The following is a 9,021-nucleotide window of genomic DNA, read 5'->3' as shown; positions in this document are numbered from 1 at the left end:
TCAGTGCTTCAGCCGTTCCGGTTCGAAGGCGCCGGCGACCACCTTTTCACGCATGCGGTCGAGCAGGGCAAGAGCCGAGGTCTCGCCATTGGCGCGCAGCATTTCGCCGAACGCGGTTTCCAGCGCCGCCTCGGCGATGATTTCCGGCTCAATGCCGGCCGACAACCCTTCCGCCCATGCCTCGCTGTGGCTTTCCACGGCGGTCAGGCGCTTTTCTTCCCTGACCAACGCGTCGATGTCGTTGACGGCATGTTCCATTGCGATGTCCACCCTGTTCAAGCGGCGATCCGTGGGTGCGGATCGGGCCTGGGCTGTCCGTTTCACACGCAGGCTTGAGTAACCATTTGTAAATACGACATTTTTGGGGTCATCCCCGGCAAAATCCGTCGCGTTGCAAAAGCCTGCGTTCGATAGTTTTCAAACTTAGCCGATTAGGCTGGCGAGCGGCACCAAAACCTTCAGTTTGAGTTAATTTCACATCCGCGCGCTAACGTTTCGTTAACGCTGTTGCAGAAGTGCAACATCAGGATTGCACCAATATGCCGGCCCGCACAAGCGCCGGCTCTGAAAACCCTGTTAGCGGAGAGGAGGTTGCGGCAGGCCGGAAGCCGTCAGTTGCCGTAGCGCGAGGCGATGTCGCGCGACAGCGTCTCGCCTTCCTTCATATAGCGGCTGATGGCTTCCGTCGCCGAGGCCGTGCATTGCGTATAGGTGCCGCCGAAAGAGCGGTAGCCGCGGTTGAAGGAGGCGATGAAGCGGGCGCGCCGCTCCGGGTCGGGGTTTTCCGACGCGAGCAGTTTTTCCATCTCGACGCGCCACTGGTCGCCCTTCTCGCCACAGAGGTTGCGCAGGAAGTGGAGCGATCCCAGCACTTCCGCCAACCGCATCAGCCCCGGCTCGAACGGCGCTTCGGCCGCCAGCGCCGGCCGCGCCGGCAGCATCATGCTGGCGGCAAGGCATACGGCAAGGAGAGGTGAGGCGCGGGTCATCAGGACCTTGTCGTGGCGAGGATCAGGCTTTGTGGCGAATCATTTTGTCGCCTGCAAGGCGATTTTCACCGACCTTACGGTCCTGCCTTTGCCTGATCCCCGAGCAATTCCTCGGCCACCTCGAAAACGTCTCCCGCCAGCGGCATGGTGGCCATCTCGGCCAGCGTATAGAACGCCGCCGTCTCCGCGTCGTCGCTGGCCACGGGCTCGCCGCCGGCGTAAGCCGCACCGAACACCGTCAGCAGATAGTCGACCGCGTGGTTCTCAGCACGGCCGTCGATATGGATGTCGCGCAGCGGGCGGTAGCCGCTTGCTTCCAATCCGGTTTCTTCAAGCAATTCGCGCGCCGCCGCTTGCGTCAGAGTCTCGTCCGCTTCCACCTTGCCGCCCGGATAGGCATAGAGCCCTTGCGACGGCGGGCGCGCCCGCTTGACCAGAAGCACTGTCCTGCCGCGGACGACCGCGACGGAAACGGCCGGGATGACCTTGCGAGCCTCGTTCATGCGCCTCGAATCGCGTCAGTTGCTGGCTGAGGTGTGGACCGCACAACTTTAGCGGTTGCAGTGCCGCGGTTCCATCGCCACTTTCACGATCCCGATCGAAGAGCCAAATCCATGTGCGGACGCTTTGCCCTGACCGCGACGCCCGACCAGACCGCTGCCTTGCTCGGCCTGGCGGAGCTGGAGGCATTTCCGGCCCGCTATAACATTGCGCCGACGCAGCCGGTGCTGATGGCGTTCGCAGGTCCGCCACGGGCGCCGGGCTCCAACCTGCCGGACCGGCAGGCGATGCTGGTGCGCTGGGGGCTGATCCCGGCCTGGGTCAAGGACACGAGGGAATTTCCGCTGCTGTTCAACGCCCGCTCGGAAGCGGCGGCGGAAAAGGCTTCGTTCAAGACCGCCATGCGCCATCGCCGCGCTTTGGTGCCGGCCTCCGGCTTCTATGAATGGCAGCAGGCCGGGGCGGGTGCCGCGAAGGGGCAGCCTTTCTGGATCCGTCCCAGGCATGGCGGGCTCATCGCCTTTGCCGGACTGATCGAGACCTACGCCGAGCCGGGCGGCTCCGAGATGGACACCGGCGCCATCCTCACCACCCGTGCCAGTTCGGGCATCGCCCATATCCATGACCGCATGCCGGTGGTGATCGACGAGCGCGACTTCGCCCGCTGGCTGGATTGCCGCACGCAGGAGCCGCGCGATGTGCACGACCTGTTACGGCCGGCTCACCCTGATTTCTTCGAGGCAATTCCGGTTTCCGACCTTGTCAACAAGGTCGCCAACACCGGGCCGGAAATTCAGGAGCGGGGCATCGTCGGGCCGCAACCCGAGAAGGTCAGGCGCCAGAAGCCCGGCGCGGATGACAGTCAGATGACGCTATTCTAGCGAACCCTGTCGAGGCCTTCATTTCCAGGGCGCTTGTGCGCGCCCTCATCGCCGGCGCCGGCGCCGGCTGCATGCCTGTTCAGGCAGCGCGCGGCGAGATGATCTTCTGCGCCGGCTTCTTCTTCTTCGCGGTGTGAAGAAGGGCGGCGACGATCGCGGCCGGTCCGATCGCCCTGTAGTGGTTGGCGAGCGCCGGTTGCTTGGCGCGGCTCGATTCCTGCTTGCTTCGTTGCATTAGTCTCTTCCCTGGTAACATTTCCGTGTCCGCGTTTGATGGCCGATTCCGACCAAATCGTGACGCCGGGCGGTCTAGCCGGCGAATGTTTCATCACTGTGCCGACATGTTTAATAAAATGTTTCACAGCCTCATAAGCCGTGACCCGGTCGCTCGTTTGCTCAAAGTTGCGACTTGACGGCAACACACGGCAAGGCGATAAAGCCGCGCATGAAAACGTTTTTCGCCATTTGTGGCATTTGCATTATTGGCTAGCCTCGCGCTGGTCCGGACGTTTTCGCCTCATCTTTTCCCAGATTGGACAAACGCCCCGGCCAGCAGGCTGGAGCCCGATTTGCGTTTCGGCGCAGGCCTGGTTCCAACCAACCCAGATCAAAGGACCGGGACCGCATGTCTGACGCATCGAAGGGCCTCAGCCTCTACAACACGCTGACGCGGACCAAGGACGATTTCGTCCCCATCGATCCGCTGAATGTGCGCATGTATGTCTGCGGCCCGACGGTCTACGACTTTGCCCATATCGGCAATGCGCGGCCGGCGATCGTCTTCGACGTGCTGTTCCGTCTGCTGCGCCAACTCTACGGCGAAAGCCACGTCACATATGTGCGCAACATCACGGATGTCGACGACAAGATTAACGCCCGGGCGCTGCGCGATTTCGGCGGCGAAATTGCCGGGGGAAAGCTGTCGCTCAACGACGCCATCCGGCTGGTGACGGAAAAGACCGCCGACCAGTACCACAAGGATGTCGCCGCCCTTGGCTGCCTGGAACCGACCTTCGAGCCACGCGCCACCGAGTTCGTCGCCCCCCGTGCCGACGGCAAAGCCGACATGCTGTCGTTGATCGGGCAACTCATAGAGCGCGGCCATGCCTATCAGGCCGAGGGCGAGGTGCTGTTCGATACCGCCTCGATGCCCGATTATGGCGAGCTGTCGAAGCGCAATCTCGACGAGCAGCAGGCAGGCGCCCGCATCGCCGTCGACGCCCACAAGAAGAATTCCGGCGACTTTGTCCTTTGGAAACTGTCCTCGCCTGAAGAGCCGGGCTGGGAAAGCCCCTGGGGCAGGGGTCGGCCTGGCTGGCACATCGAATGCTCGGCGATGTCGGCCGCCTATCTCGGCGAGGTCTTCGACATCCATGGCGGCGGCCTCGACCTGATCTTCCCGCACCACGAGAACGAGATCGCCCAGTCGCGCTGCGCCCACGGCACGAAGGTGATGGCCAATGTGTGGATGCACAATGGCTTCCTGCAGGTCGAGGGGCAGAAGATGTCGAAGAGTCTCGGCAATTTCTACTCGATCCACGAGTTGCTGGAGACCGAGACCTTCGGCGGCCGCAAATGGCCGGGCGAGGTGTTGCGGCTGGCGATGCTGATGACGCACTACCGGCAGCCAATTGATTTCACGAAGGCGAAACTCGAAGAGGCCGAGCGAACTCTGCAGAGATGGGCGGATCTCCGCAGAGATGCTTCGAACCTGAATTGGAGGGCTGTCGCCAATAGAATGGTGGATCCTCTGCCCAGCACTGGTCTGATTGCAGCCCTGTCTGATGATCTAAATTTGGCAGCGGCGATTTCGGAATTGCACCGGCTTTCAAAGAAGGCGGAAGAGGGCGACGAAGAAGCAGCATTTCAGCTTCTTAGCGGCTGGAGCTTGCTTGGCTTTACCTTGGAGGGTGTAGTTGCGAGGGCTGACGTTGCGGCTGTCATAGAGGCAACAGAGGGCGCGAACATACAAGCGCTGATCACTGAACGCCTCACGTTGATCGCGGCGAAGAACTGGGCCGAGGCCGACCGCATCCGCGACGAGCTCTTGGCGCAAGGCGTGCAGCTCAAGGACGGCAAGGACCCCGCCACCGGCGAGCGCGTGACGACGTGGGAGGTGAAGCGGTGAGGGTGGCGCCAAGTACCCCCCTCTGCCCTGCCGGGCATCTCCCCCTCAAGGGGGGAGATTGGCCTTCACTTCCGCTTTCGCCAATCGCAGACGTCGATGATTGGGCGCCGTCGGCGAACCTGCTGATCTCCCCCCTTGAGGGGGAGATGTCCGGCAGGACAGAGGGGGGCGCCTCGCGATGACCCATCATCCCGTATCTCCCGTCAATCGCGGCAACGCTCGCAAGATGCGCAAAGCCATGACCGACGCCGAGCTGAAGCTTTGGAATGAGATACGCGCGCACCGACTCATGGGCCTGGCGTTTCGACGTCAAATGCCGATAGCTGGCTACATCGTCGATTTTGCTTGCCCCAACAAGAAGCTGATCGTTGAGCTGGATGGTTCCCAGCACGCTTCTCATGAGGTTTCGGCGTCTGATGCCATGCGAACAGCCAAGCTTGAAGCGTTGGGCTGGACAATCCTGCGCTTCTGGAACGACGACGTCATCCGCGATATCGACAATGTCTGCCAGCACATCGTGATCGCGGCCGGCCTGGCCGGCCCTGAAATGCCAGCACGTGAACCAGTAAGGGAGGCAGTTCCATGATCGACCATCTCGGCATCACCGTTTCCGATTTCGACGCCTCGAAGGCCTTCTACGACAAGGCGATGGCGCCGCTCGGCGCTTCGCTGCTTTACATGGTGCCTCTCGAATATACCGGCGGCGCCAAGGTCGGCGGCTACGGCCGCGAAAGGCCGGTGTTCTGGCTGAGTTCCGGCAAGGACAAGCCGAAGGACCATCAGCACGTCGCGTTCACCGCGCGCAGCCGTGCCGAGGTCGACGCCTTCCATGCCGCAGCGCTTGCCGCCGGCGGCAGGGACAATGGCGGACCGGGCCTGCGTCCTCACTATCATCCGAACTACTACGGCGCCTTCGTCTTCGATCCCGACGGCAACAATGTCGAGGCGGTCTGCCATGATCCGGAGTAGCCCGCCATGAGCCTCGACAACCGGCCGGTCTACACAGGCGGCTGCCAGTGCGGCGCGGTGCGCTTCCGCGTCGAGGGCACGCTCGGCGATGCCTCGATCTGCCACTGCCGCATGTGCCAGAAGGCAAGCGGCAATTTCTACCTGCCGCTGGTCTCGGTGCGCGGCGCCAAGGTTGACTGGACGCGCGGCGAGCCCAAGCGCTTCCGTTCTTCCAGCGCAGCATGGCGCGGCTTCTGCGCGGAATGCGGCACGCCGCTGACCTTCGAGGCGCCCGACGGCATGGCGCTGGCGATCGCCGCCTTCGACGACCCGGCCGGCATCGCGCCGACCATCCAATGGGGCGTCGAGGCGAAGCTTCCCTATGTCGATGGCATCCCGAAACTGCCGTCCGAGGATACGATGGCCGACATCGGCTCGGCGCCTTATCTCGCCGAGCTCATCTCCTATCAGCATCCCGACCACGACACCGACCAATGGCCGCCAGAGGAGAGACCATGACCGATCAAGTTCGAACCGGCGGCTGCCAGTGCGGCGCCGTACGCTTCCGCATCAACGGCAAGCTGGGGCGCCCGTCCATCTGCCACTGCCGCATGTGCCAGAAACAGTTCGGCTCCTTCTTCGGTGCGCTGGTGACGGTGCCGAAGGACGGCGTCGAATGGACCCATGAGGAGCCGAGCTATTTCCGGTCCTCGATCAACATCGATCGCGGCTTCTGCGCCCGCTGCGGCACGCCGCTGACCTACCGCCAGCCCGGCGCGCTGGAGATCGCCATCGGCGCCTTCGATGACCGCTCCGACCTGGCGCCGCAGATCCAGGTGAACTACGCCGTCCGGTTGCCCTGGGTGGAAAAGATATTCGAGGCGCCGGTCCTCGACGACCCCGACTTCTATCGACGGCAGGAGCAGATCATCTCCTTCCAGCATCCTGATCACGATACGGCCAACTGGCCGCAGCAGGGCTTGAAACTATGACGATCCACAGCAGTTCCTTGCGTACGCTCTATCCCGAGATCGAGCCGTTCGACAGCGGCATGCTCGATGTCGGCGACGGCCATAGGGTCTATTGGGAGCGCTGCGGCACAAAGGGCGCCAAGCCGGCGGTGTTCCTGCATGGCGGGCCGGGCGGCACCATCTCGCCAAAACACCGGCGGCTGTTCGATCCGAAGCTCTACGACGTCATCCTGTTCGACCAGCGCGGCTGCGGGAAGTCGACACCCAACGCCTCGCTCGAAGCCAACACCACCTGGCATCTCGTTGCCGACATCGAGCGGCTGCGCGAGATGGCGGGCTTCGACAAATGGCTGGTCTTCGGGGGCTCCTGGGGCTCGACCTTGGCGCTCGCCTATGCCGAGACGCATCCCGAGCGCGTCAGCGAACTGGTCGTGCGCGGCATCTACACGCTGACCCGCGCCGAGCTCGAATGGTACTATCAGTTTGGCGTGTCGGAAATGTTCCCTGACAAGTGGGAACGCTTCCTGGCGCCGATCCCGGAGGCCGAGCGCGGCGACATGATGGCCGCCTATCGCAAGCGACTGGTCGGCAGCGACCGCAAGGCACAGGTCGGAGCCGCCCTTGCCTGGAGCCTGTGGGAAGGCGAGACGATCACGCTGCTACCGGAGCCGGAAACCAGCACGCCGTTCGGACAGGACGACTATGCGGTGGCCTTCGCCCGCATCGAGAACCACTATTTCGTCCATGCCGGCTGGCTGGAGGAGGGGCAGTTGCTGCGCGACGCCTGGAAGCTGAAGGACATCCCCGGCACCATCGTCCACGGCCGCTACGACATGCCGTGCCCGGCCCGCTACGCCTGGGCGCTGCACAACGCCTGGCCGAAGGCCGATTTCCACCTCATCGAGGGTGCGGGGCATGCCTATTCGGAGCCAGGGATTTTGGACCGGCTGATCCGGGCGACGGACAAATTTGCAGGCAAATGACCATGACTCGCGAGCGCCTTTATCTCTTCGACACCACGCTGCGCGACGGCCAGCAGACGCCGGGCATCGACTTTTCCGTCGAGGACAAGATCGCGATCGCCAAGCTGCTGGACGAGTTCGGCATTGACTATGTCGAGGGCGGCTATCCCGGCGCCAACCCCACCGACACCGCCTTCTTCCAGGAGAAGCGCACGGCGAAGGCCAAATTCGTCGCCTTCGGCATGACCAAGCGGGCAGGGGTCTCGGCTTCCAATGATCCGGGGCTGGCGTCGCTGGTGCAGTCGAAGTCCGACGCCATCTGCTTCGTCGCCAAGAGCTGGGACTATCATGTGCGCGTCGCGCTCGGCTGCACCAATGAGGAGAACCTGGACTCGATAAAGGTTTCGGTCGAGACGGCGGTCGCTTCCGGCAAGGAGGCGATGGTCGACTGCGAGCACTTCTTCGACGGCTTCAAGGCCAATCCCGATTATGCGCTGGCCTGTGCCAGGACCGCCTACGATGCCGGCGCGCGCTGGGTGGTACTGTGCGACACCAATGGCGGCACGCAGCCCTCGGAGGTTCGCGCCGTCGTCGAGAACGTCATCGCCGGCGGCATACCGGGCGACCATCTCGGCATCCACGCCCATGACGACACTGGCCAGGCGGTGGCCAATTCGCTGGCCGCCGTCGAGGCCGGCGTGCGTCAGATCCAGGGCACGCTGAACGGCATCGGCGAGCGCTGCGGCAACGCCAATCTGATCTCCATCGTGCCGACGCTTGCGCTGAAGCCGGCCTTCGCCGACCGCTTCGAAACCGGGATTTCGGCCGAGGCGCTGACCGGCATTTCGCGCCTGTCGCGCGCTTTCGACGAGTTGCTGAACCGTGCGCCGGAAGCGCAGGCGCCCTATGTCGGCGCCTCGGCCTTCGCCACCAAGGCCGGCATCCATGCCTCGGCGCTCGCCAAGGAGCCGGCAACTTACGAGCATGTGCCGCCGGAGGCGGTCGGCAACCGTCGCCGCGTCATGGTCTCCGACCAGGGCGGCAAGGCCAATTTCCTCGCCGAGCTGAAGCGGCGCGGCATCGACGTGCCCAGGGACGATCACCGGCTCGATGCGCTGATTGCCGTCGTCAAGGAGCGCGAGGCCTCGGGCTATGCCTATGAAGGCGCCGATGCCTCGTTCGAGTTGTTGGCGCGCAAGATGCTGCACGGCCTGCCGGAATTCTTCGGCGTCACCTCATTCCGCTGCATGGTCGAGCGTCGCTTCGACGCCAACGGCCAGCTGAAGACGGTGTCGGAAGCGATCGTCAAGGTGCTGGTCGACGGCGAGGAGAAGATGTCGGTCGCCGAAGGCCACGGCCCGGTCAACGCGCTCGACATCGCGCTCAGGAAGGACCTTGGCAAGTACCAGAACGAGATCGCCGATCTCGAGCTCGCCGACTTCAAGGTGCGTATCCTCAATGGCGGCACCGAGGCCATCACCCGCGTCCTAATTGAATCGCACGATTCCACCGGGGCCCGCTGGTGGACGGTCGGTGTGTCGGAAAACATCATCGACGCCTCCTTCCAGGCGCTGATGGACTCGATCATCTACAAGCTGATGAAGAACCGCGACATGGCGGGGCTGGTCGCTGCGGAGTAGA

At 63.5% G+C, this 9,021-nt stretch carries 12 protein-coding genes; 8 read left to right on the top strand and 4 right to left on the bottom strand.

Annotated features, from left to right (window positions below; genetic code table 11):
- The 3 genes from JG743_RS23900 to JG743_RS23890 all read right to left on the bottom strand — a co-directional run bounded on the left by JG743_RS23900 (nucleotide 1) and on the right by JG743_RS23890 (nucleotide 1,492).
- On the bottom strand, nucleotides 1–258 hold the full coding sequence (locus JG743_RS23900) for a hypothetical protein (protein ID WP_202293173.1): 258 nt from the start codon (nucleotides 256–258) through the stop codon (nucleotides 1–3).
- 353 nt (nucleotides 259–611) lie between these two features.
- Nucleotides 612–989 carry a TIGR02301 family protein gene (locus tag JG743_RS23895; RefSeq protein ID WP_202293172.1) on the bottom strand — a complete coding sequence of 126 codons (378 nt, stop codon included), beginning with the start codon at nucleotides 987–989 and terminating at the stop codon, nucleotides 612–614.
- 74 nt (nucleotides 990–1,063) lie between these two features.
- A complete protein-coding gene (locus JG743_RS23890) occupies nucleotides 1,064–1,492 on the bottom strand; it encodes an NUDIX hydrolase (RefSeq protein WP_202293171.1) in 429 nt (142 codons plus the stop codon).
- A 111-nt stretch (nucleotides 1,493–1,603) separates the two neighbouring features.
- Here JG743_RS23890 and JG743_RS23885 point away from each other — a divergent pair, with 111 nt between their 5' ends.
- A complete protein-coding gene (locus JG743_RS23885; RefSeq protein ID WP_202293170.1) occupies nucleotides 1,604–2,371 on the top strand; it encodes an SOS response-associated peptidase in 768 nt (255 codons plus the stop codon).
- Nucleotides 2,372–2,450: 79 nt separating this feature from the next.
- Here JG743_RS23885 and JG743_RS23880 read toward each other — a convergent pair whose 3' ends face one another.
- Complete coding sequence (locus JG743_RS23880; protein ID WP_202293169.1) at nucleotides 2,451–2,606, bottom strand: hypothetical protein; 156 nt, start codon at nucleotides 2,604–2,606, stop codon at nucleotides 2,451–2,453.
- 390 nt (nucleotides 2,607–2,996) lie between these two features.
- Between JG743_RS23880 and cysS the strand changes: the two genes are divergently transcribed.
- From cysS to cimA, 7 genes are all read left to right on the top strand, one after another.
- A complete protein-coding gene (gene cysS / locus JG743_RS23875; protein ID WP_202293168.1) occupies nucleotides 2,997–4,499 on the top strand; it encodes a cysteine--tRNA ligase in 1,503 nt (500 codons plus the stop codon).
- 178 nt (nucleotides 4,500–4,677) lie between these two features.
- Nucleotides 4,678–5,085, top strand: a complete 408-nt coding sequence (locus JG743_RS23870; RefSeq protein WP_202293167.1) for an endonuclease domain-containing protein — start codon at nucleotides 4,678–4,680, stop codon at nucleotides 5,083–5,085.
- Complete coding sequence (locus JG743_RS23865) at nucleotides 5,082–5,468, top strand: VOC family protein (RefSeq protein ID WP_202293166.1); 387 nt, start codon at nucleotides 5,082–5,084, stop codon at nucleotides 5,466–5,468. The genes JG743_RS23870 and JG743_RS23865 overlap by 4 nt, the downstream gene beginning before the upstream one ends.
- 6 nt (nucleotides 5,469–5,474) lie before the next feature.
- Nucleotides 5,475–5,966, top strand: a complete 492-nt coding sequence (locus tag JG743_RS23860; RefSeq protein ID WP_202293165.1) for a GFA family protein — start codon at nucleotides 5,475–5,477, stop codon at nucleotides 5,964–5,966.
- Nucleotides 5,963–6,439 (top strand): GFA family protein, encoded by a 477-nt coding sequence (locus JG743_RS23855; RefSeq protein ID WP_202293164.1) that lies wholly within the window; start codon nucleotides 5,963–5,965, stop codon nucleotides 6,437–6,439. The genes JG743_RS23860 and JG743_RS23855 overlap by 4 nt, the downstream gene beginning before the upstream one ends.
- Nucleotides 6,436–7,401, top strand: a complete 966-nt coding sequence (gene pip, locus JG743_RS23850) for a prolyl aminopeptidase (protein ID WP_202293163.1) — start codon at nucleotides 6,436–6,438, stop codon at nucleotides 7,399–7,401. Before JG743_RS23855 ends, pip begins: the two co-directional genes overlap by 4 nt.
- Nucleotides 7,398–9,020, top strand: a complete 1,623-nt coding sequence (gene cimA, locus JG743_RS23845) for a citramalate synthase (RefSeq protein ID WP_202293162.1) — start codon at nucleotides 7,398–7,400, stop codon at nucleotides 9,018–9,020. Before pip ends, cimA begins: the two co-directional genes overlap by 4 nt.
- The last annotated feature ends 1 nt before the right edge of the window (nucleotide 9,021 follow it).

Origin of the sequence: Mesorhizobium sp. 131-2-1, assembly GCF_016756535.1 — a bacterium.
Taxonomy (GTDB): Bacteria; Pseudomonadota; Alphaproteobacteria; order Rhizobiales; family Rhizobiaceae; genus Mesorhizobium.
The sequence above is the reverse complement of the archived record's forward strand: the minus strand, read 5'-3'. Positions and strand labels throughout refer to the sequence as shown.

Bases quoted from the DNA above. Each gene is read 5' to 3' on its own strand.
- pip (WP_202293163.1), top strand. From the start codon at position 6,436: ATGACGATCCACAGCAGTTCCTTGCGTACGCTCTATCCCGAGATCGAG.
- JG743_RS23865 (WP_202293166.1), top strand. From the start codon at position 5,082: ATGATCGACCATCTCGGCATCACCGTTTCCGATTTCGACGCCTCGAAG.
- JG743_RS23885 (WP_202293170.1), top strand. From the start codon at position 1,604: ATGTGCGGACGCTTTGCCCTGACCGCGACGCCCGACCAGACCGCTGCC.
- JG743_RS23880 (WP_202293169.1), bottom strand. From the start codon at position 2,606: ATGCAACGAAGCAAGCAGGAATCGAGCCGCGCCAAGCAACCGGCGCTC.
- JG743_RS23890 (WP_202293171.1), bottom strand. From the start codon at position 1,492: ATGAACGAGGCTCGCAAGGTCATCCCGGCCGTTTCCGTCGCGGTCGTC.
- JG743_RS23895 (WP_202293172.1), bottom strand. From the start codon at position 989: ATGACCCGCGCCTCACCTCTCCTTGCCGTATGCCTTGCCGCCAGCATG.
- cysS (WP_202293168.1), top strand. From the start codon at position 2,997: ATGTCTGACGCATCGAAGGGCCTCAGCCTCTACAACACGCTGACGCGG.
- JG743_RS23870 (WP_202293167.1), top strand. From the start codon at position 4,678: ATGACCCATCATCCCGTATCTCCCGTCAATCGCGGCAACGCTCGCAAG.
- cimA (WP_202293162.1), top strand. From the start codon at position 7,398: ATGACCATGACTCGCGAGCGCCTTTATCTCTTCGACACCACGCTGCGC.
- JG743_RS23900 (WP_202293173.1), bottom strand. From the start codon at position 258: ATGGAACATGCCGTCAACGACATCGACGCGTTGGTCAGGGAAGAAAAG.
- JG743_RS23860 (WP_202293165.1), top strand. From the start codon at position 5,475: ATGAGCCTCGACAACCGGCCGGTCTACACAGGCGGCTGCCAGTGCGGC.
- JG743_RS23855 (WP_202293164.1), top strand. From the start codon at position 5,963: ATGACCGATCAAGTTCGAACCGGCGGCTGCCAGTGCGGCGCCGTACGC.